This window comes from Scytonema hofmannii PCC 7110, assembly GCF_000346485.2.
GTDB lineage: Bacteria > Cyanobacteriota > Cyanobacteriia > Cyanobacteriales > Nostocaceae > Scytonema > Scytonema hofmannii.
Genome location: NZ_KQ976354.1, coordinates 5,516,457 through 5,543,445, shown reverse-complemented (window position 1 = coordinate 5,543,445; position 26,989 = coordinate 5,516,457). Strand labels below are relative to the sequence as shown.

Genomic DNA, 26,989 nt, shown 5'->3' with positions numbered 1-26,989 from the left:
TACTTGTCACCTTCTACTATGGCAGAGATTACTTCTTCAAGAGCACACACAAATTACAAAAGTGATTGGAGATTAGGGATAATATTGCTCCTGCACTCTAGTGGGAAATTTTTCCTAAACAAATTAATCAAAAATAGAAATTATTTCAATACTAGATATCTTAAACATAGGCTTTGTTGTTTTCTCTGTTGTCACAAACTCCTCTGTACCAACTGACAACGCCGCAGCAACATGAAGCGCGTCCATAGCTGCTAAACCATACTGAGAAGCAATTTGATAAGCTTCTTGAACAATACGAGTCAAATCACTCGCCCAGTACGTAACATCGCTAAAAAACTCTTCATAGAATTCAGCTTCTTCAGTTTGTTTATGATAAATTGCTTTGGGACTTACCTCCAATTTGACAAAATTACTAGAAGCAAATTTTCTTTGAGAATCTTCTAAATATTTCAAGGGCTTTCTCAGCAATTCTGCCCACACCATCTGTTGCAGTAAGCAATACCCCTGAATCAATATAAGTTATTTTCATTCTTCTCTACCCTGTATCCCACCTCTCCGACGGGCGAGTTCTTTTTCGATAGCATTTTCATCTAATAAAGATTTACCAGAAGCAACAATTCTAGAGCGAATTTGCCGCAACCGTTCTCCTAAGGGAGTTTTATTTGCAGAGTTTTTCACGTAAAGAAATTCGACAAAATCTAAAACCTCCTCCTGTTTGTCTTGTGGAAGGGAACGCCACTTTGTTAATAACTCTTGTTCTGGACTCATCAGAATTCACCTACTACTGTTACTACTTCTATTGTGATTTGATAATTTTATTCTAAAAGTGAAACTTCCTCGCTTTCCTCTTACTCTCTAGCAACGCCGTTAAGAACAAAGGCAGTCCCGATGAAAAAATTTTATCATCAAACATGAAAATCTCTCTTCCCCAGTCCTTAACCCCTAACTACCTAATTTCTCAGCAATTCGGGCGCAACCAATCCTTTCTGAATCGCTAAAACAGCGGCTTGAGTGCGATCGCGAACTTCTAATTTTTGTAAAATAGCATGAACGTGAACCCGTACCGTACCGGGGGCAATGTAGAGAGTTTCTGCAATTTCTTGGTTGCTTTTCCCTGTAGCCACAAGTGCCAAAATCTCTTGTTCGCGCTTTGTCAAAGGATTTTCCAATTGTTCTGGAGTTTTTACAGGCATAACCGTTGTCTGATTTCCTTCAAAAGCTGCCCTAATTTCTGTTGTTGCTGTTCGATCCCACCAAGAAGCCCCTGCTGCTACAGAACGCAATGCTAATATTAAAGACTCTGAAGGAATACCTTTTAAACAGTAACCTTGCGCCCCCGCTTCAATTAGTCTTGCAATCAAAGGTTTTTCCGAACGCGATGTGAGAACTAGTACGGGTAAATTGGGGTGCTGCTGCTTAATTTGACGGCAAGCTTCTATTCCACCAATACCAGGTAAACCAATATCTAGTAAAACTAAGTCAAAAGTGTAGCGATTTGCCACCTCTACAGCTTGTTCTCCATCCTCCGCCTCAGCCAAAATTTCAATTCCTGGTTCTTGCTGCAACCGCATTCGCAGCCCCAAGCGAAACAATTCATCATCCTCAACAAGTAATATTTTTAAATTTGTCATTTGTCACTGGTCGCTGAATATGCAGTCGCATTCACAAAATGCTACAAATATAGAGTTTTTTAATAAAAAGTTATATTTGTAAGTAAATCAAGCAAATATCAAATCAGTCTCGTTAGGTTTACCAGTAGAAAGATATACTATTTTGGAAGCCAAAATCTGTAATTTTTATCTATAGGAATCCTACCTGATTTTTGAAATATACGTAAGTAGCAATGCCCACCACCATCTTTTAGTGGGATTTAGCTCTACTTACTTGAAAACCTAAAATTTATACTACAGATAGATGGAGAAAAAAATATTCACACAAAAGAGAATTTTATAGCAATTTATTAGATAGGTGCAACATAGTGAATATTCCAATAATAAAATGATAAATGACTAGTTAGCTTGATTTGCAACATTATACACTACTAACTTATAATTTGGGCTATATATATGGGACAAGGACTTTTGCAGATAGGAGTGACACTCTGTATCTTAATAGCGATCGCGCCGCTATTCGGTAGATACATAGCCCGTGTCTTTATGGGAGAAAAAACGCTACTCGATCTCGTCATGAATCCCTTAGAACGAATTATATATTTATTAGTAGGGATTTCCAGACAAGACACTATGACGGGTTGGCAGTATATCAGAGCGTTGCTGTACAGTAACCTTGTGATGGGAATTGTAGTGTGTGCGTTCCTTGCTCTTCAGAAATTTTTACCCTGGAATCCCACAAAATTAGCTGCTCCTAAATGGGACATTGTATTACACACAACTATTTCATTTTTAACTAATACAGACCAGCAACATTACTCAGGAGAAACCACTCTCAGTTACTTCAGTCAAAGTACAGCTTTGGGTTTTTTGATGTTTACCTCAGCCGCTACAGGGTTGGCAGTAGGGATTGCTTTTATACGAGGTTTAACAGGTAAACCACTAGGAAATTTTTACATTGACATAACCCGTTCCATCACGCGTGTATTGCTGCCAATCTCAATAGTAGGAGCGATCGGATTACTGGCTTTAGGTGTACCGCAAACAATGAATGGACCCCTAGAATTAACAACTTTAGACGGAGGTATACAGTATCTTGCAAGAGGACCAGTAGCTTCTTTTGAGATAATCAAACAGTTGGGAGAGAACGGTGGCGGTTTTTTTAGTGCGAACTCAGCGCACCCGTTTGAGAATCCGAATAGTATTTCTAACCTCATAGAAACCCTTGCCATGCTGAGTATTCCAGCAGCACTCATTTTTACTTACGGATTGTTCGCTAACAATACCAAACAAGCGTGGCAGCTATTTTGGATGGTCTTTATCATTTATGTTATTTTGATTGGTATAACAGCCATTAGCGAGTACCAAGGCAATCCCATAGTCAACAAAGCATTAGAATTGGAAGCACAGCCCAATTTAGAAGGAAAAGAACTCAGATTTGGGTGGGCGCAAACAGCGCTGTGGGCAATTACGACAACAGGAACTATGTGCGGTGCAGTCAACGGGATGCACGATTCCTTAATGCCACCGGGAATTTTTTCTACAATGCTCAGCTTATTTTTACAAATAGTCTGGGGCGGACAGGGAACCGGAACAGCATACCTATTCATTTTCTTGATTCTTGCAGTGTTCCTGACTGGGCTAATGGTGGGACGGACACCAGAATTTTTAGGGCGCAAAATAGAAAAGCAAGAAATAATTCTGAGTAGCGTAGTGCTGCTGATTCACCCAATCGCAGTGTTGATCCCCAGTGCCATTGCCTTGGCATTTCCCACATCTTTAGCGTTTCAAGTTCCACCACCAGGATATACAGGCACTCCTGAATTTCACAACATTTCGCGAGTGGTATATGAATATGCTTCAGCCAGTGCCAATAACGGTTCTGGCTTAGAGGGGTTGGGCGATAGTACTTTATGGTGGAACCTGAGCACTTGCTTGAGCTTGTTAATGGGGCGTTATATCCCCATTATTGTCATTTTGCTGTTAGCCGATAGTATGACACGCAAACAAGCAGTGCCAGAAACACCAGGAACACTTAGAACAGATACCACCCTATTTACAGCAGTGACCGCAGGAGTCATTTTAATTTTAGGGGTACTTACATTTTTCCCCGTTTTAGCTTTAGGACCCATAGCTGAAGGGTTTAATCTTTAAATGAAGGGAATGGGGAGTGGGGAGTGGGGAATGGGGAACTGTCCCTACTCCCTACTCCCTACTCCCAACCCCCTACTCCCTACTCCCTACTCCCTACTCCCTACTCCCTACTCCCTACTCCCCACTCCCCACTCCCTACTCCCTACTCCCTACTCCCCACTCCCCAATTCATTATGGACTCAACACCCAGACCACCATATTCCCGTAAAAGTGAGCGTCGCCAAGCACGTAAAAAATCGAAAGTTCGCACAAAAGGAATTTACCGCAGAGCTATAAAAGACGCTTTTGTCAAGCTTAACCCCAAATATGCAATTAAAAACCCAGTCATGTTTTTGGTTTGGGTTGGGACCCTCATTACTTTATTAGTGACTGTCAACCCTTACCTATTTGGTCCGGTTACAGGAAATAACTTGCGTCTTTTTAACGGATTGGTGACGGGCATTTTATTCTTCACTGTTTTATTTGCTAACTTTGCTGAAGCAGTTGCCGAAGGGAGAGGTAAAGCACAAGCTGATGCCCTACGTTCAACGAAGTCAGAAACAGTTACTAAAAAACTTGGAGATGATGGAGCAATTGTTGAAGTTTCTTCGACTAGCTTAAGAACAGGTGATACAGTGTACGTGGTCGCCGGGGATGTCATTCCTGCAGATGGGGAAGTGATTATGGGTGTTGCCAGTGTTGATGAATCAGCAATTACCGGAGAATCTGCACCAGTCCTTAAGGAAACCGGATCGGACGTAGCAAGTTCTGTCACTGGTGGTACGCGAATTATTTCTGATGAACTGATTATCCGAATTACAGCAGACCCAGGTAAAGGGTTTATTGACAGAATGATTGCCTTAGTGGAAGGAGCCCAAAGAACAAAAACACCCAACGAAATTGCTCTAACGGTGTTGTTAGCCGTTTTGACGTTAGTCTTTTTGTTCGTTGTGATGACAATTCCTGCGATCGCGGGATATGTAGGAAACTCCATTAATATTGCAATATTGGTAGCGCTATTAGTAGCATTGATCCCCACCACCATTGGAGGATTACTCAGTGCAATAGGTATTGCCGGAATGGATCGAGTTGCTCAGTTTAACGTAATTGCGACTTCAGGAAGGGCAGTAGAAGCCTGTGGTGATGTTAGTACCCTAATCCTTGATAAAACAGGTACGATTACTTTGGGTAACCGATTAGCTGAAGAGTTTATCCCCATTAACGGTCATTCTATGGAAGACATCGCCCACGTTGCTTTGGCAGCGAGTATATTTGATGATACACCTGAAGGTAAATCTATTTTCAGGCTAGCAGAAAGATTGGGAGCCAGAATTGATTTTCCACGAGACCAAGCAGAAGCAGTAGAGTTTTCAGCAAAAACGCGCATGAGTGGTACAAACCTACCGAATGGTAGCCAAGCCCGTAAAGGTGCAGTTTCAGCTATCAAAGGATTTGTACGTTCCCGTAACGGAAATGGTACTGCAGAACTTGATATAGCCTACGAAAAAGTCTCACAACTAGGAGGAACACCGTTAGCTGTAGCCTTTGATAGCGAGATATACGGTGTAATCTATTTAAAAGACATTATCAAACCCGGTATTCGCGAACGTTTTGAGCAGTTGCGGCGAATGGGAGTCCGAACTGTCATGCTAACTGGCGACAACCGCATTACAGCATCTGTCATTGCAAAAGAAGCAGGAGTCGATGACTTTATCGCTGAAGCCACCCCAGAAGACAAAATTGCCGTAATTCAAAGAGAACAAGGAGAGGGAAAATTAGTAGCAATGACAGGAGACGGAACCAATGATGCACCAGCGCTTGCTCAAGCAAATGTTGGTGTAGCCATGAATACAGGAACTCAAGCAGCAAAAGAAGCTGCTAACATGGTAGACTTAGACTCCGATCCCACAAAGCTCATTGACATTGTTGCTATTGGCAAACAGCTCCTCATGACGCGTGGGGCTTTGACAACATTTTCCCTTGCCAATGATATTGCTAAATATTTTGCGATTATCCCAGTTTTATTTGCTGCGGCTAATCTACAAAGTTTAAATGTTATGAGACTAACCAGTACGAATTCAGCCGTGCTATCAGCTTTGATCTACAATGCTTTGATTATTCCAGCATTGATTCCTTTAGCGCTAACAGGTGTAAAGTTTAGACCATTAACAGCTAATCAATTATTACAACGTAATATTTTTGTTTACGGATTGGGAGGTGTAATTGCACCATTTATCGCCATTAAGTTAATTGATATATTGCTAACAGTAGCAGGATTGGTTTAACAGTGACCAGTGACCAAGTTATTTCTAATCCTCAATCCAAAATCCAAAATCTAAAATCTAAAATTTCTTTATGTTTATTCTTAGAGAAATCACTAAAGCAATTCGTATTACTTTAATTCTCTGGTTGTTAACTGCGATTATCTATCCATTAGTTATACTGACTGTAGGTCAATTTGTATTTCCCTATGAAGCTAATGGCAGTATCGTGCAGAATATTCAGGGAGAACAAATTGGTTCAGCTTTGATTGGTCAAAAATTTACATCTGACCGATATTTTCGTTCTCGTCCTAGTGTGGTGGAGTACAGTGAAGGCAAAGAAGCAAAACCAACTGGTATATCTGGAGCAAGTAATCTAGCCCCAGGAAATCCTGCTTTGATGAAGCGCATTTCAGAAGAGATAACTTATCTGAAAGATGAAGGTATTCAACCATTTACTGATTTGGTTTATGCCTCTGGTTCTGGTTTAGATCCTCATATCTCAGTAAAAGCAGCACGCGAACAATTGGAAAGAGTTGCCCGCGCCCGAGAACTTCGACCAGATGAGGTCTTGCCTTTTATAAATAAATTTACAGAAGGGAGATTCTTTGGTATTTTTGGTGAGCCGGGAGTGAATGTTTTAAAGTTGAATTATGCTTTGGATTTAGATGAGTTTAACCGACAACAACAAAATAGGTAATTTGGCTAATGGCTAATAGTTAATAGTTTATTTTAAAAACTAACAACTAACAAATGTAATGATTAATAAAAATAATATTTCCAGTCAAAATCAACCATCATCTGCTGTTCTTAATGACCTTAGCTCGGTACGGCGGGGTAAACACAAAATTTATATTGGGATGGCACCGGGGGTTGGTAAAACATACCGAATGTTGGAAGAAGCCTACGCACTAAAACGTGAAGGTATTGATGTGGTGATTGGGCTTTTAGAAACTCACGGACGAAAAGAAACCGCACAAAAAGCAGAGAGTTTGGAGCTTATACCCCGTCAACAAATTTCTCGCGGTGGTTTGGTGTTAACAGAAATGGATACTGACGCTATAATAGCTAGAGCACCTCAATTAGCTTTAGTTGATGAATTAGCACATACTAATGTCCCTGGTTCTGTTCGAGAAAAACGCTACCAAGATGTAGAGGTCATTTTAGAAGCGGGGATTGATATCTATTCTACAATGAATATTCAGCATCTTGAAAGTCTGAATGACTTAGTGGCAAGAATTACTGGTGTGGTTGTGAGAGAACGTGTTCCCGATCGCATTCTAGATGAAGCGGATGAAGTTGTCGTGATTGATGTCACTCCTGAAACTTTGCAGGAACGTTTGTTAGAGGGTAAAATCTATGCTCCACAGAAAATTCAACAAGCGCTTGATAACTTTTTCCAACGTCGTAATTTGATTGCTTTGCGAGAGTTAGCACTTCGAGAGGTTGCCGATAACGTTGAAGAAAATGCCGTAGCTACTACTCCAAATGGTCCTTTTTGCAACATTCATGAAAGAGTTTTAGTCTGCGTATCGACTTATCCTAACTCAATCCAGCTGTTACGGAGAGGAGCTAGGCTAGCTAATTATATGAATGCACCTCTGTTTTGTTTGTACGTTGCTGAACCAGATCGCTTTCTCACCAAGCAGGAAAGCTTGTATGTGGAAACCTGTGAAAAGCTATGTCAAGAATTTGAAGGGGAATTCCTTCGTATTAACAGCCATGACGTAGCCACATCGATAGCAGAAGTTGCTCATCAATACCGCGTCACTCAAATTGTAATTGGTGCAAGTCAGCGATCGCGCTGGCAACTTCTCTTTAGAGGATCTCTGACTCATAAATTGCTGCGATCGTTGAAAAATGTTGATTTACACATTATTTCTGAGGATAAAAGCAACTCCTCAAAAATTATAAAGTATGAAGAATAAAAAAATTGAGAAGAATTATAAATTTCTACAATCTAAGCCTTACTCTATACCTTATCCTTGATACTTTATACTTCATACTTTCTACTTAAAATGCGTGTAATAGGTTTAATCAGTGGTACGTCTGTAGATGGTATAGACGCAGTATTAGTTGATGTTTCTGGAACAAATTTAGATATCAAGATTGAGTTAGTAGCTGGTGCAACTTATCCTTACCCAACATATTTAAGAGAGCGCATTTTGGCAGTTTGTGCGGATAAAGCTCTTTCCATGGCTGAGTTGGCAGAATTAGATGATGCGATCGCTTGTGCCTTTGCTCAAGCCGCACAAAACATTCAACTCGGTCATTCACCCGCTTCTCTCATTGGTTCTCACGGTCAAACCGTGTATCATAGACCACCTGTAAAAGGAGGGGGAGAGGGGGAGAGGGGGAGAAGGGGGGAACTTCCTCATCCTTACTCCCTACTCCCTACTACCTACTCCCCTCTGGGTTACAGTTTACAACTAGGACGTGGTGCAGTCATTGCTCATCTTACAGGGATGACAACTATAAGTAATTTTCGTGCAGCTGATATTGCCGCAGGTGGTCACGGAGCGCCTTTGGTTCCTCGTGTAGATGCAGCGTTGCTCAGTGATTTCAATGAAGGGCGTTGTATTCAAAATATTGGTGGTATTGGTAATGTGGCTTATGTACCGCCGCGTCATAACAGCAATTGGTTGGAGAAACTTCGCGGTTGGGATACAGGACCTGGCAATAGTCTTTTAGATTTGGCGGTGGAGCATTTATCGTCTGGGACAAAAACCTATGATGAAAATGGTGCTTGGGCTGCAAGTGGCAATCCTTGTAATCCCCTGGTAGAAAAATGGCTCAGTCAAGACTACTTTCATCTGCCGCCTCCTAAATCTACAGGTCGAGAATTGTTTGGGGCTTCCTACCTTCAAAATTGCTTGCAAGATGCTGAAGCTTATCAACTAAGCCCTGCTGATATACTAGCGACTCTGGCAGAACTTACCGCAGCTTCGATTGTTCGCAGTTACCGTTCTTTTTTGCCACAACTGCCTCAGAGAGTGCTATTGTGTGGGGGCGGGAGCCGCAATCTTTATTTAAAAAATCGGATACAGCACTTGTTAGCCTCAGTACCAGTCATGACAACAGATGAGGTGGGCTTGAATGCTGATTTTAAAGAAGCGATCGCTTTTGCAGTTTTAGCTTACTGGCGACACATGGGAACTCCTGGGAACCTACCAACAGCTACAGGCGCACTTCAAGAAGTGCTTTTGGGAGATGTTTCCCAATCGGTTTTCCGATGGTAAAGGCAGAAAATTTTGGTGTCTTTTTGAACTATCAAAATATAATGGGAGGGTGAGAACCCCTCAGTTTTAACGAGGGGATGAAACCCGACCCAACAGGTTTTAACCTGTTGTTGACTTTGTATGTAGTCACTAAGATAATCAACAACAGGAGGTGATGACAAGTGTACAAAACTTTACCAGTTAAGGCAAGGTTCACAGATATTGAAGAAGCGTTTTGGATTGACCAATGCCAACACGCTAACAGTTTGATTAATTGTGCTCTTTATCATGTTCGTCAAACTCATTATTCAAGACTTGAAGAGTCTGATAATGCATTCACAACTTATTGGCGTGGTGATGAATTGCGGCACGGTTGGAAGACATACAAATGTTTTACGACTTATCCCGAACTAGATAAAGTTCTTAAGGATAATCCACATTACAAGGCTCTGGCTGCACAAGCGGCACAGCAAACATTGAAATCTGTAGGGGAATCAATTACTTCTTACAATGGATTGGTTAATGCCTACTACAGAGGTGAGGTAGACAGACCCGCGTTACCACAATATAGGAAAAGCGGTGGACTTGCGGCAGTTACGTTCCCAAGACAAGCACTTACTTATAAAGATGGTTGTTTTTATCCATCAATTAGTAGAGAAACCAAACCGCATTTGTTAACTGAAATTGCTTTACCCTTGCCTGAATTCATTGATTCGGATTGGGTTAAAGAAGTGACAGTTCGTCCTTGTTACGGTCAGTTGTGGATTGATTGGGTTATCGATGACGGTAAACAGATTGTTGAAATTAATCCCAATCTTGATTACACCCAAGCATGGAGTTTTGACCACGGTGGAAATAACTGGCTAACAGGTGTTTCAACACTGGGACAAAGCTTAATCATTGATGGGAGAAAGTTAAGTTCAATGAATCAAGCTTATTGTCGGATTGTTGCCAAATATAAGCAGGGAAAGTCTGATTTCTACTGGGATTCAAATCTTGATAGGATTCAACGCAAACGCAATAATCAGATGCGTGATGCTATTAATAAAGCAGCAAGATTCATTATTAATCGATGTCTTGCTGATGGTATTGGAAATCTTATTATCGGTTGGAATGAAGGGCAGAAAAATGGTTCCGATATGGGCAAGCGTGGGAACCAAAATTTTGTGCCAATCCCGACTGCTAGATTGATTGAACGGCTTAAACAACTTTGTCCTGAATACGGGATTGTTTTAACAATTACTGAAGAGAGCTACACCTCCAAGAGTTCATTTTTGGATGATGATTTCCTACCTACATTTGGTGAAAAACCCGACGGATGGAAGCCATCAGGTGAAAGAATTGAACGTGGTCTTTACAAAACCAAAAAAGGTTTTTTAATCAATGCGGATTGCAACGGCGCAGCCAACATTGCAAAGAAAGTAGCCACACAGCTAGGACTTGTTCTAGTTAAGGTGGGTAGGGCAGTTTTGAGTCTGCCACATCGGTATGATTTGTTCCGCGATCTAAAGAATTCATTTCGTAATACGTTACGGAGTGCCTCTTTAGAGCACGGAGTAACAACCATGTAGAATCCCTCGTGTTTTAAACCGAGGGAGAACTCAAATATTCCCATACTACAATTAAATCAATAGTAAGCGCTCTGTAAGGAGTACGTGACTAGCGAGGAACCCGTGAAACAGTTTAAGATAGTAATCGAAAAACATCCAGATGGATATGTGGCTTACCCAATTGGTGTAGTGGGAGCGATTGTTGGACAAGGAGATACTTATGAGGAAGCATTATCTGATGTCAAGTCAGCGATCTCCTGCTATATCGAAGTATTTGGCAAGGAAATGTTAGAGGAGACTCCTTCGATAGAAGTGTTCATTGCTGAAGCAGGGATTGCGATCTGATGCCTAAAAACTGGTCACTGGTCACTGCTCACTGCTCACTAGCTATACTGTACTTATCTGCCGCCTGAAGCTTTATGTCATAATACCAGTCTTGGCGGTGCTCGAGCAAAGCAAGGAACATACAAGGTGCCACACACTTTTTTATTAGAACCGGGGCGCTGGATTCTACAAGGAACCTGGCTAGAACGTGATGGTATGCCAATCAGCGTCAAAGGTTTGACCTTGGTTGCTTGGAATCGAGACAATTGGTTCACAATGGCGACAAAATTGATGTTTCCCGGTACCGAACACTCAGAAATTGCCTTACAGTATAAGGGGCGTTTGGATCGCGGAGAACGTCAGTATAATTTTTTACTTCAACATAATTTATTAGGACAGGTAGAAGGAGAAGGCTGGATTGGCTTAGAAACGATTGTCCAGAGGTATTGGGTGTTGAGCGATCGCCAGCGTCGCAGTGGCTTTGAAACCTTACATCGAGTTTCGGATAATACTTACTATTTAACAAGTGGTATATTAGTTGGTCATTTTTTGACCAGTACAATGGAAGCCAACTTAGAGAGGCAAAGTCCTAGTTAATGGCTAGTTGTTAGTTGTTATTTGTTACTGGTGCTACTAACCACTAACCACTAACCACTATCCACTAACAATGTTATTTAACGGGTAAAAATTGGGAAAGATAAATAGTAACTACAGTACTGGATTTTACAAAAAGACTGGGCGCATTGACTGGTCTTGTTGGCTGACTCCAGATACATACTCCTCTTGAACATCTGGAGGCGTGGTGCGATTCGTTGACTGCTGAATCCATAAGCAGTACCAGGATGAAAAACCTCAGTGGAGGATTCCTGAACTTTCGGTCAGAGATGTAGGTGAAAACCCTACCCGCCAAACTCAGGCGTGAATCCCGACCTGCCCACAGTGACCATACTCGGAATTATGGAGGCTGAAGCTGGGAACAGGACGCAAACAGACAACCGTTGCGGGTTGACACTGGCGTTAATGGGGGGCAATCCTACGGTGAAATAGAGCCTGAAAAAGCAACTCACCAGAAAGCGGGGCGCAAATATATAAAGCCCGACTTGACTGAGGCAATATCCCCACTGCATCGTTTCGCCAATAGCAGTATGAGTTCAGGGGACTCAGTGGTTGAAATGGCTACACCTAAGGGGCGAAATATCAGACCGAAGGAACGAAGAAAAACGGATTAGAGGTCGGGGACAGGTCGAAACCCCGTAGGTAAGACGAGATACGGAACTCCTCTAAGACGGGTAGGATGCAAAGTAATTTTTGCAAGGTATTCAGAGTAAACAAATTGGAGTAGCACATGATTAGACACAGTAGCAATATTAGTGAATCCTGGAAGACGTTACCGTGGAAGCAATTCCGTCGTAATTTATTCCGTCTACAAAGAAGAGTTTATAAAGCCGTTTGTGTTGGTGATCTCCGGAAAGCGCGGTCTCTACAGAAACTAATTCTGAAGTCCACCTCAGCAATTATGCTGGCAATCCGACAAGTATCTCAGCTTAACGCGGGGAAAAAGACACCGGGAGTTGACGGGATAGCAAAACTCTCATTCGAGCAACGCTTTCAACTTGCAGAGGAACTGAGGAAATCCGGGACACAGTGGCAGCACCAAGGTCTGCGTGAAATACCCATTCCAAAGAAGAACGGCAAAACCAGGATGCTTAAAGTACCCACAATGAGCGACCGCGCTTGGCAGTGTCTGGTGAAATACGCATTGGAAGCAGCACACGAGGCTACATTCCACGCTCGGAGTTATGGATTCAGGATAGGAAGATCGACACATGATGCTCAGAAATTCCTATTCGATAATCTAAGCTCCAAAGCCAAGGGAATATCAAAAAGCGTTATAGAATTGGACATCAAAAAGTGTTTTGATAGGATAAGTCACAACACAATTATGGATAGACTTATCGCCCCAAAGAGCATAAAACTCGGTATATTCCGATGCCTCAAGGCGGGGGTCAATCCAGAATTTCCCGAACAAGGGACACCGCAAGGTGGCGTTGTCAGCCCGCTTCTGGCAAACATTGCCCTAAATGGTATCGAGGAAATCCACAAGTCAGTCAGATACGCCAATGACATGGTAATTATACTTAAACCACAGGATGATGCGGACAAGGTACTTGGAAGGATTAAACAGTTCCTTGCTGACAGGGGGATGGAGATTAGTGAAGAAAAGACCAAGCTAACCAAAGCGACAGATGGATTTGATTTTTTAGGCTGGCACTTCAAAGTGCAAGGTAACGGGAAATTTCGGAGTTATCCCTCAGAGGACAACTTTAAAACTTTCCGAAAGAAGGTTAAAGCCATAATCAACAACTCAAAATATGGTGCCATAGAGAAGGCTAAAAAGCTGGCTCCTGTGGTCAGGGGTTGGAGGAATTACCACCGCTATTGCAGGATGGATGGAGCGAGGTTCTCGCTATATCACATTGAAACAAGAGCACTCAAGGTATTCAACAAGGAACAAAAGCAGAATCGCGACTCCAGCAAGAAATTGTTGGACAAAGCGTTCCCTCCAGTTCCTTACTCCGAGAATAAACACATAATCGTAAGGGAGAACAAATCCCCCTTCGACGGTGACATAGTTTACTGGAGTGAACGTAACAGTAAGCTGTACGACAACAAAACCTCTGCTGCCTTAAAACGGCAGAACCATAAATGTGCAGCCTGCGGAATGAGACTACTCTCCGATGAGCGCGTTCACCTTCATCACATAGATGGGAATCACGAAAACTGGCGTAAAGATAATCTAATAGCAGTGCATGAAAGCTGCCACGATTATTTGCACATAGGCAAAAGGGAAACCTAAGAATATCGAGAGCTGGATGCGGTGAAAATCGCACGTCCAGATCGAACGGGGAGGGGCGAGACATAATAGTCTCCCTCGACCTCAACTATAAAGCAGAAATTTTCCTAGATTATTTGATATTGGAGTCGAATTTTTTATGTCAGACCCCAACATTGGTCTCTTACTCAGCAAACGCTACGAACTTCAGGACATCATCGGTACTGGAGCAATGGGTAGAGTTTATCGTGCTAAGGACATTTTGTTGGGTGGTGTTCCTGTTGCTGTTAAATTTCTTGCCTTATCAATTCAAAACCAAAAAATGCGGGTACTGGAACGCTTTGAAAGAGAAGCAAAAACCTGTGCTCTACTAGGTCAAAAAAGTATCCACATTGTCCGAGTCATGGACTATGGTGTAGACGAGAGCGGCACTCCATTCTATGTTATGGAATACTTACAAGGAACAAACCTCAGTCACATCATCCGCAAGCAACAGTTATCCTTACCAAGATTTCTCAGTATTGCACGTCAAATTTGCTTGGGTTTACACTGCGCCCACAGTGGTATCCCGGTTGATGGCAAAATTTGCCCAATTATTCACCGTGATATTAAGCCAAGCAATATGCTAGTTATCCAAGATGCTAGTTTTGGCGAACTGGTGAAAGTGTTGGATTTTGGTATTGCCAAATTACTCATGTCTGATGCTAATTATACTAATTATTATTTAGGGACTCTGGCTTATTCTTCACCAGAACAAATGGATGGCAAGGAATTAGACCGCCGTGCTGATATCTATAGTTTGGGGGTGATGATGTATGAAATGCTGGCTGGTAAATTGCCGTTTGTCGCTGTCAGCCACTCGTTCGGAGCTTGGTATAAATTACATCATCAACAAATTCCGCGTCCTCTCTCGGAGGTTGCGCCTACGCGACAAGTACCAACTGAAGTGGAAAATTTGGTCTTAAGTTGTTTAGCTAAATCGCCAAGTTCGCGCCCTCAAAATATCGATGAAATCCTAAAAGTTTTAGTCTCATTAGAACAAAGTTACGGCACTCGTAAAGTCATACCACAACCAGACAGTGATGTCCTTTCCAATACACCTTCTGCTAGTGCGTCTACAGTAAAAACAGGCTCGGAGCAAAGGACACCCGTCCTTCTGCCCTCTATGCTAACTGATGAAATAGCACAACAAGCTTCATGGCCTGCTAGTAAACCTATTGCTGATATTGTTTTTCCTAAGCTTATCCGAAGTCCTGAGGGAGAAGTCATTCCTGCTTTATGGGTGATGCTACCACAACAAGAAATTTTGAAGCGCTTGGTTTGTACCCGTTACAATCAATTTCTTTTTATCACGGCTCCTCACCCCATGCTTCTATGGATTACCCTTATATACAATCGCAAACAAGGTCCTAAATGGTTGCCGTACTACCTAGACCTAAAAACCAGTTTTGGGCAAGAAGTGACTCACTTACTGGGACAAACAGGTTCATATCGCTTGTTATTCTTTTCTCGAGAAGCACCCAATCGCTGTGCTCACGTACTACTTTCTAGTATTGCATCTGCCCAACGCCATCGCTTGCACGATTGGGTCAAGATTAGCGAAACATTAATCTCTACTGCCGACCCGCAAGTCAGTAAAAGTTTGCTAAAAGTTGAGTACGAAAAGATAAAATCCCAAATTTTGGCAAAAATACAAGCGATAGATACAGATTCGCCGTTTGACCTTTCTGGTTGAGAGAAATATACTTGACTATTCATATAAGTTCTACAACAATCTTGATAGTTTATATTACAAATTGTTAAAAACCTCTATACAAGACACTGTAGAAAGTTATAAGAAATATAAATAGATAAATTACCGGGTGTAAAACTTGGGTAGACTAGAGGCTGTGCGAACCCTCCTGGATGTTTAGTGTGCCGCTTGGGAAAAACCAATGGCAGATAAATTTGTCGCCCTAGCCTCTCATACTGAAATCTAGCAGACGATCTGCACAGCTATTGACTCCATAGCAACATATGACTGCTTTGAGTGAAGCAGGTTAGTATTTTGTTGGGCAAATGACCCGTTATCAAAGCTCTCGTATTTTGGGTTTCTCTTCGGAGTTGACGCCCCTGCATCCCCAGCTCCTTTCCTCCTTGGAACAGAGCAAGAGAAGGAGGTCGCCCACTGCGACATCACAAATCTATGCCCAAGTGGAACCGGAATCTAGTCCCCATTGGTGCTTGAGAAGCTCTTTGTATGTAGCTTCACGGACTACCATTTGCTCGTAGAGCTTGACCAAAAAATCTTTTGCTTGGTCGTGGCTCATGTTTTGAACCTGGTTAGCAAAAGAATGAATGCTGAATTGTTGTTCTAAAGTCAATTCGATTGGTTGGTTCATAAGTTCTCCTAAGAGGATAAGTAAAATTAACAGAGTCAGAAAAAACCAGAGGTCTGCTGGTATTGACTCTTACTTGGCATACAATTGTTCTTTCTACATATTACGAAAGATAACAACTGTTTGACGAATTGCCCACATCCTTAATGGATAATTTTCCAGTTTAGACACCTTGCAACTCATTCTACTGATATACACCTCAAGTCCGTTCAAGCGGATTTCGGGTATTTGGCGTTTTTGGGGACAAAAACCAACACTCATAAAGTCCAAGAGCAAAAGACTTGATTGCCACTTTTTGTCGTGCTTTCTCCCTGTACGTCTCTTGTCTGCCGCAAGAGATGCGAGAGGTAGTAAATCAGAATTATATGCGCCATACCTTATTAGGTGCAAGATGTCAATTACACTGAAACATCTTAAATTAAGCCTCCGAAGTCGCTAGCTACGGAGGCTTAAGAATATATGTATCAACTTGTAACCCAGAAAAATGCTCAAACTGAACAAAATTAGGGAATGGGGAGTGGGGAATGGGGAATGGGAGTGGGAAATTTCCGATTCTGGTGTGTCTAATCGTTGTTCGTCAGAAAATTTCATAACCTGTCTTGAAAATAGGGAGTGGGAGAGTGGGAGTGGGGGTCAGGGAAGAGCTATTTTCATGCTAGACACCCATGGGCGTTCGCAAAGCGTACCGGAGGTAATCGCACCCACAACAAGGGAATGAAAATTTCTTCCCCCTACTCCCACTCTCCCACTCCCCACTCCCCAATTACTCAACTGTCACGATAACGACAGTGATATTGTCGTGTCCGCCATGCTCTTTGGCTGATTCGATGAGGGAGTAAGCTGCTTTATCTCCCCCAGGGTTTTCTTGGAGGTAAGAACTAATAGTTTGGTCGGCTAGTTCTTCTGTGAGTCCATCGCTGCATAATAGCAAGCGATCGCCTGCTATAACTTCCACTTGCTTGACATCAACCTGATGGAGGTCTTCACGCCCCAAACAGCGCGATAACACGTGACGGAAGGGATGGATTCGAGCCTCATCTGAGGTTATATCGCCCATTTTCAGAGCACGTGCTACCCAGGTGTGGTCTTCAGTGATTTGTTCCAATTGAGAGTCCCGGAAGCGGTACAGCCGAGAATCTCCAACATGAGCGCACCAAGGTAACTCCGTATCGCGAAAAATGATGGCGACAACAGTTGTTCCCATATCAGCCCGTTCTGGATGACTTTGCTGGTCGAGCAAAATTGCTTCATTAGCTTTTAACAAAGCCTCTTCTAGTAATTGTTCGGAAGATTTAGAAGCATTCCAATTTTCTGTCAAATAAGTTTGAATTTCTTGTGTAGCAATGCGACTTGCTTGCTCGCCTCCAGCATGACCACCCATACCATCAGCGACTATAAAAAAGCGATCTTCTGGGTCGATGTAGTATGCATCTTGATTATTAGAACGAATAAGTCCTGGGTCACTTTTCCCAGTAGAGTTAATTTTCATATAGTTTCTACAAAATTTAATACATACGGTCATAGCGGTCGAGGCGAATGAGCAGCCGAATCAGCAGCCACGAGACAGCAGATGCGATTAAACCGGCAAACGCAGCCAACCATATATAGTCTTTCAGCAATAAAATAGCTGCTGAAAGGGTAAAACCACTCACAATAACAGCATAAGTCATTCCCAGTTGAACATTCGTTTGTCGTCGCAGCAATCTCTCAGTTTCTAAAGACCGAACTCGCACCCGCACATCACCCCGTTCTAGTTTTTCTAGTGTATCTTCGAGCCGACGCGGTAGCCCTAATGCCGTACTGCTAACTTGAACTGCTTGACGGCTCAATTCATTGAGAAAGCTATTGCCTTCTGTACCATTCATATTGGTCATAAGCTGCATTGCATATGGTTTTGCTACTTCCATAAAGTTAAATTCAGGATCTAACCCCTTACCCACACCTTCGAGAGTCGAAAAAGCTCGCATGACGAAAGTAAAGGTAGCAGGAAATCTAAATGGCTGATTATATGCTATTTCGTACAAATCGTCACTAATAGCAGCCACTGACTGATTTTCAAAAGGCTTATCCATAAAATTGTCCAGCATATACTGAACGGAACGCCTCACTGGTCCCATATCATCTACGGGAGCAAGAGCACCCAAATCTATGAGAGATTTAACAACGCGCGAGCCATCTTTTGAGGCAATACCAAACAGCGTTTCCATTAGCCCTTCACGTATATTACTTTTTATACGCCCCATCATCCCAAAATCATAGAAAATGAGAGCGCCCACAGGGCTGACAGCAATATTACCTGGGTGAGGGTCTGCATGGAAGAAGCCATTATTTAGCAGTTGATGTAAGTAAGCTTCCGCGCCGTGACGGGCAATTTCCTTCCTATCTAAACCAGCTGCCTCAATTGCTTCATACTGGCTAATTTTGATACCAGGAAGATATTCTAAGGTGACGACACGAGATGAGGTATAACGCCAGTAAACGCGCGGTACTTTCACCCAGTCAACATCACGAAAATTGCGACGAAAAGTATCGGCATTGCGACCTTCATTGAGATAATCAATTTCTTCCCAGAGAATACGACAACACTCCTCATAAATCCCCATCCAATCGCGACCTCGCCCCCAATCTGGATGGTTTTGAAAATAACGTGCGATTCCCTTAAGAATTTGTAAATCTATTTCAAATAACTTCTTAAGACCCGGTCGCTGGACTTTAACAACAACTGCTTCCCCTGAATGCAGAATAGCTTTATGGACTTGACCCAAGCTAGCAGCAGCAAGAGGAATTGGTTCAAAACTCTGAAAGAGGTCAGGAATTTTTTTACCCATCTCTTGCTCGATAATCGCTTCTACCTGTTCATAGCTAAAAGCGGGTACTCTATCTTGTAGCTTAGACAGTTCTTCGACATATTCAACGGGAAATATATCAGAACGGGTAGAAAAAAGTTGTCCAACCTTAATAAAAGTTGGTCCCAAATCTAACAGAGTATTGCGAATCCATACTGCTTGAGCCTTTCGCCTTGCGGTTTTCTTAGCTTCCGTCAAACCTCCTGGATAACTCCAAGACTTGTTGTAACGCCAAAGCTTGAACATCAAAGTCAAGACAAAAGACCAAATATCCACAAAGCGCCGTCTGCGAGAGTAATTTTCCCGATTCCAACGGTATGCCTTATCCGAATAACCTTTTTCCATATACTTTGCTTACCGCTGGTTACTAGTCACTGGTCACTGGTCACTGGTCACTGGTCACTGGTCACTGGTCACTGATTAGCATTACTTTGATTGCGATATCGATGCAACTCAGTTCGCAGGGTGGCAATTTCTGCTCGCAAGTCGTCGATGGTGGCTTGTGTGTCAACTGGTCCCGAACTAGTTCCAGAGTAGACTGAAGAAGTCGAAGTAGCACCAGCCGCTTCAGAAGCCCGATTTGCTCGTTCTATGACTTCTTCTGTAAACTCGCGCATTTGCTCCCTGAGTTCAGCATCCCATTTACCGAGTTCGCTTAAAGCATCAGTAACGGCAAATTCCAATTTTTCGCTGAGGACTTCAGCAACTGCTCTTCCAACAAAAAAAGCTTGCACTAGAGGGTTACTCATAAATTTTTGTTACGATCGTTCGCTAAAAAATTATAACTTGCTCGCTTACCCTGGTGCTTCTGCTTGAGTACTGGACTTTTGTATAGAAACCAGCACCTCAAGAAAACAAAGGTTATAAAAGGTATATGGGATAGCGAGCCGCATCTGCCATAAATGTCGATTTGAGGCTCATTTGACTTTGTTTAGAGGAATTGGCGATGCTAGAAGTAGGGCAAATATTACAAACTCGCTATCAACTCAAAGAGAACCTGGGGCAAAATGCGGGTCGTCAAACTTGGCTGGCAGAAGATTTAACAACACAGCCAAGCGAACGTGTCATTGTGAAACTGCTGACATTTGGCGACCAAGTGCAGTGGGAAAGTCTGAGACTCTTTGAGCGAGAAGCTGATATTCTCAAGCAATTAGACCATCCCCGAATTCCCAAATATCGGGATTATTTTGCCATTGACGATCGCATTCTTTGGTTTGGTCTAGTTCAGGATTACATACCCGGTTCCTCCTTAAAGGAGTTGCTAACTCAAAAGCAGAAATTTTCGGAAAAGCAAATTCGCCAAATTGCCACAGATATCTTAAATATTTTGGTGTATTTACACGAACTTAACCCAGCCGTGCTTCACCGAGACATCAAACCCAGTAATTTGATCTTGGGGGAAGACAAGCGAATTTATCTTGTTGACTTTGGCGCTGTACAAGATCGAGCTATTACTGAAAGAGCCACTTTTACTGTGATTGGGACTTATGGTTATGCGCCAATGGAACAGTTTGGGGGTCGAGCCGTTCCTGCGAGCGATCTTTACGCTCTAGGGGCTAGTTTAATTCATTTGCTGACGGGAGTACCACCAGCCGATTTACCTCAACGAAAGATGCGGATTCAGTTTAGCGATCGCATCAGCATAGACCCCCATCTAATAAGATGGATTGAAACCCTGATAGAACCCGATGTAGAGGAGCGGTTTAGCACGGCAAGACTTGCTTTAACAGCACTCGATACACCTCAGAATCCTAAAATCCATCTTCCGGTTCACAAGCCACAGAACAGCCGAATTCGGATTAAGAAATCTTTCCACCAACTCAACATCAAACTTCCCAAACGAGGACTGAGAGCTTTAGATTTTGTTGGCTTACTAGTTGGATTATTTGCGTCTAGTCTATTTGGATTATTTAGTATTGGAACAGGTTTAGCACCATTGATTTGGTTAGTCTGCTCAGTTCTTTCTCTAGGTTACCTGATTGCTCCTCTGACTGAAACAAACATTAATTTCCAACGAGATTCCTTTGCCATTACATGGAGTGTGTTTGGTAAGCGCTACCGATATCTTCACGGGAAAACACCAGATGTACACAATGTTTATATTTACATTTATCAATCCAAAGGAGGAGAAGATTCTTCAGAACTCATGAGAATTATTATTGCTGCTGGGGAAACTAAATATAAATTTGGAGATTTCGATTTTAAAACTGCTGAACCAGAATGCCTTTGGCTAGTTCAAGAGATGAAAGATTGGCTGGGACTGAGGTGATTGGATTTTGGATTTTGGATTTTGGATTTTGGATTAAAAAAGTATTGCTTTAACTTAATTTCATCTAATTATCTGCTGCATTCTTTTTTCAAATTGATTTAAGATTTTTTCAGAGGTTAATCAAACAATGCCTCTTCCCAATTTTTTGCGGATTTGATTTGCTCAACCTTAAGGCTTTTAGACCCTCTGAAATCAGCGCCACTCAGGTTAGCTCCTTTCAGATTAGCACCGCTGAGGTTAGCCCCACTCAAGTTAGCTCCTTTCAGATTCGCACCACTCAGGTTAGCATCGCTCAGATCGGCATTGCTCAAGTTAGCACTCCAAAGTTCGGCATTCCGGAGGTCTGCTGAAAAAAGAATGGCATTATTAAGAATAGAACTGTTAAGATTAGCACCACTCAAATTAGTATTACTGAGGTCAGCACTGTTGAGATCGGCAAAGAAAAGTATTGCACCATTAAGGTTAGCATCGCTCAAATTAGCCTCACTTAGAGTAGCAAAAAAGAGATTGGCGCTGCTAAGATTGGCGGAGATAAGATTGGCATCACTGAGGTTAGCACCATTCAAATCGGCATTGCTAAGGTCAGCATTACTAAAGATACAATCATTAAAATCAACTTCTTTAAGGTCAGCATTTCTAAGATTAATTTCACTTAAATTAGCACCAGGAACATCAATGCCTTTCAGAGAAACCCGATACTTATTCAAATCTTCTAGTGCTCTAATTCTTGCATAGCTAGTAGAAACTTTGGCTGCTGCAGCATTATCAACAACTTGCCATGCCTCATATATTCTATTTTCTCGACGCTCTTGACTCTCTAAGATATACAAAATTGCTACGGTTAATATACTAAAACCTTCAATATTGCTTGGTGTAAATATAGCGATCGCTTGTCTGAAATAACAATTCGCTAAAGGTTCTTGGAGTCGGCACAATTCTTGATTGTTAGACCATTTATCTATAAAACTAGCTATTACCATGACAGTGTAAGCAATAGTAAAAGCAATGACTACACGAAACCAGAGTTTATTTAGGTGATTTTTCCAAAAGGTGATTATATTGCGTTGCATATTTTTCAAGTTTTATCACCTCCTAAATTTGAGAAAGTTAAGGTATAAAGATGACAGTTAAAGCACTAACTCTAAGGTACATTAAAACAAGAGGATAAGGCTTTTAGATCTAAGCATATATCCTTTATATTGTACAAAAATTTACATTTTTTGGATTGTAGAAACGTTTCAAACAGCGCGTTTAACCCTACTAGCCCCTTCAAAGTGTAAGACCTATACTGAGAATTTCTTCGGTTAAGAATGTAGAGTAGGACGGGCGAGGACGCCCGTTCTACAAGAGTTAGGCTGTGCAAGTTAAAGAATTAGCTGATGGAGCCGAGATATCGTGACGTCAACGATTTTTATTGTGATTTGGTAGCAATCTTTGCTACTTTAGAGTAAAATAGGAAAAAAGTCATGCCAAACGTTGAAAAAATCAGTATTGCCTTGACACCAGAAATGGCGGCTTTTGTCCGCTACGCCGTGGAATCAGGCGAATATGCTAGCAGCAGCGAAGTGATTCGCGAGGCACTGCGTGACTGGAAGCAGAAGCGCTTGCTTCAGTTACAGAATATTGATGAATTGCGTCACCTTTGGCAGGAGGGCATTGAAAGTGGGTCTGGTCAGTATAGCGATATTGAGGCTATCAAGCAGGAAGCCCGTAGACGCTTAGGGCAGGTTTCTAATCAAGAAGTTTGATGACCATGGGACGCCTTATTCGCACTGCGCGAGCAGAAGAAGATTTAATTGAAATATGGCTGTATATTGCTGCTGATAATCAGCAAGCAGCCGATAAATTAGTGAACCGGATCGATGCCAAATGCCAAATGCTGGCTAATAGTGCGGGGGTTGGTTCAGCACGACCTGATATTGCCCCAGATTTGCGTTATTTCCCTGTGGGTCACTACTTAATTCTTTATCGGGAGATTCTTAACGGCATTGAAGTTGTGCGTGTAGTCCATGGTGCAAGGCATCTGCCAGATATCGAGATCTAGATCTATGGGGCGATAGCGATGTTGAGTATGCTGCGAGTCGCAGAGGGGGAAAGATTTTTTACTCATTGGGCAGTACATTTTACAACAACTCTTGATAGTATTGTTCGGGTTCGCTGGGTAGGTATGTGGTCATTTGCAAGGTTTGCTCGCTCAACTTGTAAGCTTGGGTAATATCAATGCGGCTTAAGAAATCCAAATCGTGGGAAATAACCCAAAGCGCACCTTGATATTCATTGATACCTTCTACCATTTGATTGACGGTTTCAATATCCAAATTGTTTGTTGGCTCATCAAGAATCAGTAAATCGATTTCGGAAATACTGATAATAGCGATCGCTAACCTTGCTAATTCACCTCCACTCAACACTGATGCTGGTTTATTGACATCATCATATTTAAAGAGGAAGTGTCCCAACTGTTGGCGCAAAAGCTGATAGCTAAGATTGGGGTTAGCAGCTTGCATATTTTCGAGAATTGTCTGCTTGCGATTGACGATTTCGTAAGCTTGGTCGAGATATACAGCTTTGGTTGTGGATGTTAAAGCAAATGTAGGCTCGAACGATAACTTATGTGTTAGCTCTGTTGTATCATCTGTTACCAATATTGCCAAAATAGCTTTTGCCAGACTTGATTTGCCAGAACCATTTGCACCAGCTATGGCTATGCGATCGCCAGAAGAAATATGAAGCTGAATGTTTTCAATCAGTAAGCGTTCACCTACCCAAAGATTTGCACCCTGAATATCAATGAGATTTTTCCGTTTTTGACTTTTTTCTTCCAATTGAATATGTGTTGCTTTTGTCGTTCTGACTTTTGTCTCTGTAAATTTCTGTGTTGCCTTCTCGACAATGACTTCATGTTTTTGTTTTGCAATTCCCGCTGTCACCTCTGCTTTTCGTTTCATTGCTCCCGCTACAATTTTAGGAATGCTACCGCTATTTGCTAGTTGCTGACCTCTTTTGTGGGATTGGGCTGCCCTTTGCTGTTCTTGTAATGCTGAGGCTTTGGCACGTTTGAGTTCTTTTCTGGCAACTTCGTGCGATCGCAAGGCTGCTTCTAACTCTGTTTCTTTTTGGTCTCGGTATAAAGAAAAATGACCTCCGTAAACTTTAACTCCCTCTGGCGTAAGTTCCCAAGTTGTATCTGTCACTTGGTCTAGAAAAAAGGGTTTGTGGGAAACAATGACAAATGCTCCCTCAAAGTTATTGAGAAAGTCTTTTAAACTTTCTAGCGCTATCAAATCCATGTGGTTGGTTGGTTCATCTAACAACAACACTTTTGGTTGTTGCGCTAAACCAATAGCTAAGAATAGCTTTGTGAGTTCACCACCACTGAGATTGAAAAGCGGTAAGGATAAGTCAAGCTTGGTATTGAATTTTGTTTCCAGAATTGCCTCAATATTCCACCATTCCTCAGAAACAGAAGTTAGAAAATCAAGAACTGTGTCTGCTTTGATTTCCTGTCTGATAGTGCTGATTTGAGGTAAGTAGTATATTGTGCTTTGACGCGTAATAGAACCTTTTGTGGGATTGAGTTGACCAGCCAAAATTTTTAAGAGAGTTGATTTTCCCACTCCATTAGAACCAACCAAAGCAATGCGATCGTTCTCTACAATACTCAGATGAACGCCTTTAAATAAAGCCCTAGTTGCGCTTAGTTCATAGCCCAAGTTTTCAGCTAACAATATTGATTTTTTCTGCATTCTTTCCAAACCTCAATAAAACTATGTAGCGCATAGTTCCCTCACTATTCCTTCTCCCAAAGAGAGAGGGAAAACTACTAAATTTCTTCTCCCTTCTCCCATTGGGAGAAGGGTTGGGGATGAGGGCAATCCATGCGTCTATTCAGTAACTTGAATACTTGTTGTCCACAAAATGTGACGGGCGGGACGCCCATCCCACAAGAGGTGAGACATTGCTTAAAGCCAAAAAATTCTTTTGTCAGTTCCCGTTACTTTTGAGCAACGGTTTTTTGCTACTACTTCATTTCAGCTATTTGAGGCGTATTGAGGTTTGGTTCTAGATACATTATGGTAGCACAGAATTCCGGAAAGGCAACTAAAAATGTGAAAATAAACGGTACGTTATAGCTGTTCCTTATAATGGATACAGGTTTGTGACCCAGTTAGCGAATCAAAAAGGGGTAGTACTCCTATGACAGCACTTACGTTAAACCTCAATTCTGTAATTAAACTGACTAGAGAGCAGTTTTATCAATTGTGTGAAGAAAACCCCGATCTAAAATTGGAGCGCAACGCCCAAGGAGAGTTGATTATAATGGCACCTACCGGAGGGGAAACGGGAAAAAGTAATTCTACTATTAACGCCCAAATATGGTTTTGGAACAATCAAACCAATGGAGGCGAAGTTTTTGATTCATCAACTGGATTTACTTTACCAAATGGTGCTGACCGTTCTCCTGACGTTTCTTGGGTAGCAAAATCTCGTTGGGAGGCTTTGACTAAAGAACAAAAAGAAAAATTTATTCCTCTGTGTCCCGATTTTGTTATTGAAATAATGTCACCATCCGACACTTTAAAAAAAGTTCAAGACAAAATGCATGAGTATATAAACAATGGCTGTCGGTTAGGTTGGCTGATAAACAGAAAAAAACAAGAAGTAGAAATTTATCGTCCAGGACAAGAGGTGGAAGTTTTAAAATTACCTCCAACTCTTTCAGGAGAAAATATTTTACCTGGTTTTGTACTGAATATGCAACGAATTTGGGTATAAATACAACTTATTATATAAGAAAACACTCAATACAAATTAAAGAAAGCTAAGTAGCTGATGACCCAAACCCAAGCCGAAATAAAACTATTTACCTTTGATGAATTTATTGAACGGTATCCAGAAAATTCACGACTAAGATACGAACTACACAAGGGAGTAATTGTAGAGATGCCCCCACCAACTGGCGACCATGAAGATGTTGTAGGTTTTTTAACCCAAAAAATAGCAGCAGAATTTGAGCGGTGCAAGCTACCCTACCGCATCCTAAAATCAGCTATGGTTAGAACCAAAGCCGCCGAATCTGCCTACATACCTGACGTATTGTTAGTAAACCGTGACAATCTAAAAAATGAACCATTGTGGAAAAAACAATCAACCGTTATTTACCCGGAAACTGTGCCGTTAGTGGTCGAAGTCGTTTCAACTAACTGGCGTGATGATTACCACGATAAATTTGGGGATTATGAAGAGATGGGAATACCCGAATACTGGATTGTGGATTATGCGGCGTTAGGCGGGCGTAAATTTATTGGCAATCCCAAACAACCGACAATTTTTGTGTGCGAACTTGTTGATGGTGAATACCAGATGACACCATTTAGAAAAACTGACCGTATCGTATCTCCTACTTTTCCGCAACTGAATCTAACTGCACAGCAAATTTTTGATTCGATATTGTAGATTTAATATCCTAAAATTTCTTGTGGAACGGGTAATATCCCAAAATTTCCTGTGGTGCGGGCGTCCCCGCCCGTACTGTATGAGTGGCGGGGGGGGGGGGCCCCCCCCCC

General features: G+C 42.0%; 25 protein-coding genes. 16 read left to right on the top strand and 9 right to left on the bottom strand.

Annotated features, from left to right (window positions below; translation table 11 throughout):
• Nucleotides 1–123 precede the first annotated feature (123 nt).
• The 3 genes from WA1_RS23030 to WA1_RS23020 all read right to left on the bottom strand — a co-directional run bounded on the left by WA1_RS23030 (nt 124) and on the right by WA1_RS23020 (nt 1,631).
• The gene (locus WA1_RS23030; RefSeq protein WP_272819203.1) at nt 124–453 is read right to left on the bottom strand and encodes a PIN domain-containing protein; all 330 of its coding nucleotides are present in this window, start codon (nt 451–453) and stop codon (nt 124–126) included.
• 72 nt (nt 454–525) lie between these two features.
• Nucleotides 526–768: a DUF2281 domain-containing protein gene (locus WA1_RS23025; RefSeq protein ID WP_017744328.1), complete on the bottom strand. Its 243-nt coding sequence runs from the start codon at nt 766–768 to the stop codon at nt 526–528.
• Nucleotides 769–950: 182 nt separating this feature from the next.
• A complete protein-coding gene (locus WA1_RS23020; RefSeq protein WP_017744329.1) occupies nt 951–1,631 on the bottom strand; it encodes a response regulator transcription factor in 681 nt (226 codons plus the stop codon).
• Nucleotides 1,632–2,066: 435 nt separating this feature from the next.
• On the opposite strand from WA1_RS23020, the gene kdpA reads away from it, so the two are divergent.
• The 10 genes from kdpA to WA1_RS22965 all read left to right on the top strand — a co-directional run bounded on the left by kdpA (nt 2,067) and on the right by WA1_RS22965 (nt 15,664).
• Complete coding sequence (gene kdpA, locus WA1_RS23015) at nt 2,067–3,764, top strand: potassium-transporting ATPase subunit KdpA (RefSeq protein ID WP_026134749.1); 1,698 nt, start codon at nt 2,067–2,069, stop codon at nt 3,762–3,764.
• A 173-nt stretch (nt 3,765–3,937) separates the two neighbouring features.
• The gene (gene kdpB / locus WA1_RS23010; RefSeq protein WP_017744331.1) at nt 3,938–6,028 is read left to right on the top strand and encodes a potassium-transporting ATPase subunit KdpB; all 2,091 of its coding nucleotides are present in this window, start codon (nt 3,938–3,940) and stop codon (nt 6,026–6,028) included.
• A 70-nt stretch (nt 6,029–6,098) separates the two neighbouring features.
• Nucleotides 6,099–6,704 carry a K(+)-transporting ATPase subunit C gene (gene kdpC / locus WA1_RS23005; RefSeq protein ID WP_017744332.1) on the top strand — a complete coding sequence of 202 codons (606 nt, stop codon included), beginning with the start codon at nt 6,099–6,101 and terminating at the stop codon, nt 6,702–6,704.
• A 58-nt stretch (nt 6,705–6,762) separates the two neighbouring features.
• Nucleotides 6,763–7,932, top strand: coding sequence for a universal stress protein (locus WA1_RS23000; protein ID WP_017744333.1), 1,170 nt, complete (start codon nt 6,763–6,765; stop codon nt 7,930–7,932).
• A 90-nt stretch (nt 7,933–8,022) separates the two neighbouring features.
• The gene (locus WA1_RS22995; protein WP_017744334.1) at nt 8,023–9,243 is read left to right on the top strand and encodes an anhydro-N-acetylmuramic acid kinase; all 1,221 of its coding nucleotides are present in this window, start codon (nt 8,023–8,025) and stop codon (nt 9,241–9,243) included.
• 161 nt (nt 9,244–9,404) lie between these two features.
• Nucleotides 9,405–10,793 (top strand): RNA-guided endonuclease InsQ/TnpB family protein, encoded by a 1,389-nt coding sequence (locus tag WA1_RS22990; protein ID WP_066612980.1) that lies wholly within the window; start codon nt 9,405–9,407, stop codon nt 10,791–10,793.
• 102 nt (nt 10,794–10,895) lie between these two features.
• Nucleotides 10,896–11,117 carry a type II toxin-antitoxin system HicB family antitoxin gene (locus tag WA1_RS22985; protein WP_026134751.1) on the top strand — a complete coding sequence of 74 codons (222 nt, stop codon included), beginning with the start codon at nt 10,896–10,898 and terminating at the stop codon, nt 11,115–11,117.
• Between the two features lie 126 nt (nt 11,118–11,243).
• Nucleotides 11,244–11,693 (top strand): hypothetical protein, encoded by a 450-nt coding sequence (locus WA1_RS22980; RefSeq protein WP_017744336.1) that lies wholly within the window; start codon nt 11,244–11,246, stop codon nt 11,691–11,693.
• A gap of 748 nt (nt 11,694–12,441) precedes the next feature.
• Nucleotides 12,442–13,953 (top strand): group II intron reverse transcriptase/maturase, encoded by a 1,512-nt coding sequence (locus WA1_RS22970; RefSeq protein WP_017744338.1) that lies wholly within the window; start codon nt 12,442–12,444, stop codon nt 13,951–13,953.
• A gap of 136 nt (nt 13,954–14,089) precedes the next feature.
• Complete coding sequence (locus tag WA1_RS22965; protein WP_017744339.1) at nt 14,090–15,664, top strand: serine/threonine protein kinase; 1,575 nt, start codon at nt 14,090–14,092, stop codon at nt 15,662–15,664.
• Nucleotides 15,665–16,112: 448 nt separating this feature from the next.
• Here the strand turns inward: WA1_RS22965 and WA1_RS22960 are convergent, their stop codons facing one another.
• Nucleotides 16,113–16,310, bottom strand: a complete 198-nt coding sequence (locus WA1_RS22960; RefSeq protein ID WP_017744340.1) for an NblA/ycf18 family protein — start codon at nt 16,308–16,310, stop codon at nt 16,113–16,115.
• A gap of 481 nt (nt 16,311–16,791) precedes the next feature.
• On the opposite strand from WA1_RS22960, the gene WA1_RS22955 reads away from it, so the two are divergent.
• Nucleotides 16,792–17,025, top strand: a complete 234-nt coding sequence (locus tag WA1_RS22955) for a hypothetical protein (RefSeq protein WP_017744341.1) — start codon at nt 16,792–16,794, stop codon at nt 17,023–17,025.
• Between the two features lie 45 nt (nt 17,026–17,070).
• Here the strand turns inward: WA1_RS22955 and WA1_RS22950 are convergent, their stop codons facing one another.
• The 3 genes from WA1_RS22950 to WA1_RS22940 all read right to left on the bottom strand — a co-directional run bounded on the left by WA1_RS22950 (nt 17,071) and on the right by WA1_RS22940 (nt 19,902).
• A complete protein-coding gene (locus WA1_RS22950) occupies nt 17,071–17,796 on the bottom strand; it encodes a Stp1/IreP family PP2C-type Ser/Thr phosphatase (protein WP_017744342.1) in 726 nt (241 codons plus the stop codon).
• A gap of 16 nt (nt 17,797–17,812) precedes the next feature.
• The gene (locus WA1_RS22945) at nt 17,813–19,498 is read right to left on the bottom strand and encodes an ABC1 kinase family protein (protein ID WP_017744343.1); all 1,686 of its coding nucleotides are present in this window, start codon (nt 19,496–19,498) and stop codon (nt 17,813–17,815) included.
• Nucleotides 19,499–19,566: 68 nt separating this feature from the next.
• A complete protein-coding gene (locus tag WA1_RS22940; protein ID WP_017744344.1) occupies nt 19,567–19,902 on the bottom strand; it encodes a DUF6825 family protein in 336 nt (111 codons plus the stop codon).
• A 197-nt stretch (nt 19,903–20,099) separates the two neighbouring features.
• Here WA1_RS22940 and WA1_RS22935 point away from each other — a divergent pair, with 197 nt between their 5' ends.
• Complete coding sequence (locus tag WA1_RS22935; RefSeq protein WP_017744345.1) at nt 20,100–21,422, top strand: serine/threonine protein kinase; 1,323 nt, start codon at nt 20,100–20,102, stop codon at nt 21,420–21,422.
• 116 nt (nt 21,423–21,538) lie between these two features.
• Here WA1_RS22935 and WA1_RS22930 read toward each other — a convergent pair whose 3' ends face one another.
• Nucleotides 21,539–22,492 (bottom strand): pentapeptide repeat-containing protein, encoded by a 954-nt coding sequence (locus tag WA1_RS22930; RefSeq protein WP_017744346.1) that lies wholly within the window; start codon nt 22,490–22,492, stop codon nt 21,539–21,541.
• Between the two features lie 396 nt (nt 22,493–22,888).
• Here WA1_RS22930 and WA1_RS22925 point away from each other — a divergent pair, with 396 nt between their 5' ends.
• Together WA1_RS22925 and WA1_RS22920 are read left to right on the top strand one after the other, a co-directional pair.
• Nucleotides 22,889–23,170: a type II toxin-antitoxin system ParD family antitoxin gene (locus WA1_RS22925; protein ID WP_017744347.1), complete on the top strand. Its 282-nt coding sequence runs from the start codon at nt 22,889–22,891 to the stop codon at nt 23,168–23,170.
• Nucleotides 23,171–23,175: 5 nt separating this feature from the next.
• Nucleotides 23,176–23,466, top strand: a complete 291-nt coding sequence (locus WA1_RS22920) for a type II toxin-antitoxin system RelE/ParE family toxin (RefSeq protein WP_026134752.1) — start codon at nt 23,176–23,178, stop codon at nt 23,464–23,466.
• A 79-nt stretch (nt 23,467–23,545) separates the two neighbouring features.
• On the opposite strand, the gene abc-f is transcribed toward WA1_RS22920, so the two are convergent.
• The gene (gene abc-f, locus WA1_RS22915; RefSeq protein ID WP_017744349.1) at nt 23,546–25,168 is read right to left on the bottom strand and encodes a ribosomal protection-like ABC-F family protein; all 1,623 of its coding nucleotides are present in this window, start codon (nt 25,166–25,168) and stop codon (nt 23,546–23,548) included.
• Between the two features lie 451 nt (nt 25,169–25,619).
• Here abc-f and WA1_RS22910 point away from each other — a divergent pair, with 451 nt between their 5' ends.
• Both WA1_RS22910 and WA1_RS22905 read left to right on the top strand, forming a co-directional pair.
• Entirely contained in the window at nt 25,620–26,198 is a 579-nt protein-coding gene (locus WA1_RS22910; protein WP_017744350.1) for a Uma2 family endonuclease, read from the top strand.
• 57 nt (nt 26,199–26,255) lie between these two features.
• Nucleotides 26,256–26,879, top strand: a complete 624-nt coding sequence (locus WA1_RS22905) for a Uma2 family endonuclease (protein ID WP_017744351.1) — start codon at nt 26,256–26,258, stop codon at nt 26,877–26,879.
• Nucleotides 26,880–26,989: the final 110 nt, after the last annotated feature.

What these genes read in the sequence shown, in the direction of transcription:
- WA1_RS22965 (WP_017744339.1), top strand. Translation starts at nt 14,090, where the DNA reads ATGTCAGACCCCAACATTGGTCTCTTACTCAGCAAACGCTACGAACTT.
- WA1_RS22940 (WP_017744344.1), bottom strand. Translation starts at nt 19,902, where the DNA reads ATGAGTAACCCTCTAGTGCAAGCTTTTTTTGTTGGAAGAGCAGTTGCT.
- WA1_RS22925 (WP_017744347.1), top strand. Translation starts at nt 22,889, where the DNA reads ATGCCAAACGTTGAAAAAATCAGTATTGCCTTGACACCAGAAATGGCG.
- WA1_RS22935 (WP_017744345.1), top strand. Translation starts at nt 20,100, where the DNA reads ATGCTAGAAGTAGGGCAAATATTACAAACTCGCTATCAACTCAAAGAG.
- abc-f (WP_017744349.1), bottom strand. Translation starts at nt 25,168, where the DNA reads ATGCAGAAAAAATCAATATTGTTAGCTGAAAACTTGGGCTATGAACTA.
- WA1_RS22970 (WP_017744338.1), top strand. Translation starts at nt 12,442, where the DNA reads ATGATTAGACACAGTAGCAATATTAGTGAATCCTGGAAGACGTTACCG.
- WA1_RS22930 (WP_017744346.1), bottom strand. Translation starts at nt 22,492, where the DNA reads ATGCAACGCAATATAATCACCTTTTGGAAAAATCACCTAAATAAACTC.
- WA1_RS22945 (WP_017744343.1), bottom strand. Translation starts at nt 19,498, where the DNA reads ATGGAAAAAGGTTATTCGGATAAGGCATACCGTTGGAATCGGGAAAAT.
- WA1_RS22920 (WP_026134752.1), top strand. Translation starts at nt 23,176, where the DNA reads ATGGGACGCCTTATTCGCACTGCGCGAGCAGAAGAAGATTTAATTGAA.
- kdpC (WP_017744332.1), top strand. Translation starts at nt 6,099, where the DNA reads ATGTTTATTCTTAGAGAAATCACTAAAGCAATTCGTATTACTTTAATT.
- WA1_RS22995 (WP_017744334.1), top strand. Translation starts at nt 8,023, where the DNA reads ATGCGTGTAATAGGTTTAATCAGTGGTACGTCTGTAGATGGTATAGAC.
- WA1_RS22955 (WP_017744341.1), top strand. Translation starts at nt 16,792, where the DNA reads ATGCTCAAACTGAACAAAATTAGGGAATGGGGAGTGGGGAATGGGGAA.
- WA1_RS22910 (WP_017744350.1), top strand. Translation starts at nt 25,620, where the DNA reads ATGACAGCACTTACGTTAAACCTCAATTCTGTAATTAAACTGACTAGA.
- kdpA (WP_026134749.1), top strand. Translation starts at nt 2,067, where the DNA reads ATGGGACAAGGACTTTTGCAGATAGGAGTGACACTCTGTATCTTAATA.
- WA1_RS23000 (WP_017744333.1), top strand. Translation starts at nt 6,763, where the DNA reads ATGATTAATAAAAATAATATTTCCAGTCAAAATCAACCATCATCTGCT.
- WA1_RS23025 (WP_017744328.1), bottom strand. Translation starts at nt 768, where the DNA reads ATGAGTCCAGAACAAGAGTTATTAACAAAGTGGCGTTCCCTTCCACAA.
- WA1_RS22960 (WP_017744340.1), bottom strand. Translation starts at nt 16,310, where the DNA reads ATGAACCAACCAATCGAATTGACTTTAGAACAACAATTCAGCATTCAT.
- WA1_RS22905 (WP_017744351.1), top strand. Translation starts at nt 26,256, where the DNA reads ATGACCCAAACCCAAGCCGAAATAAAACTATTTACCTTTGATGAATTT.
- kdpB (WP_017744331.1), top strand. Translation starts at nt 3,938, where the DNA reads ATGGACTCAACACCCAGACCACCATATTCCCGTAAAAGTGAGCGTCGC.
- WA1_RS23020 (WP_017744329.1), bottom strand. Translation starts at nt 1,631, where the DNA reads ATGACAAATTTAAAAATATTACTTGTTGAGGATGATGAATTGTTTCGC.
- WA1_RS22950 (WP_017744342.1), bottom strand. Translation starts at nt 17,796, where the DNA reads ATGAAAATTAACTCTACTGGGAAAAGTGACCCAGGACTTATTCGTTCT.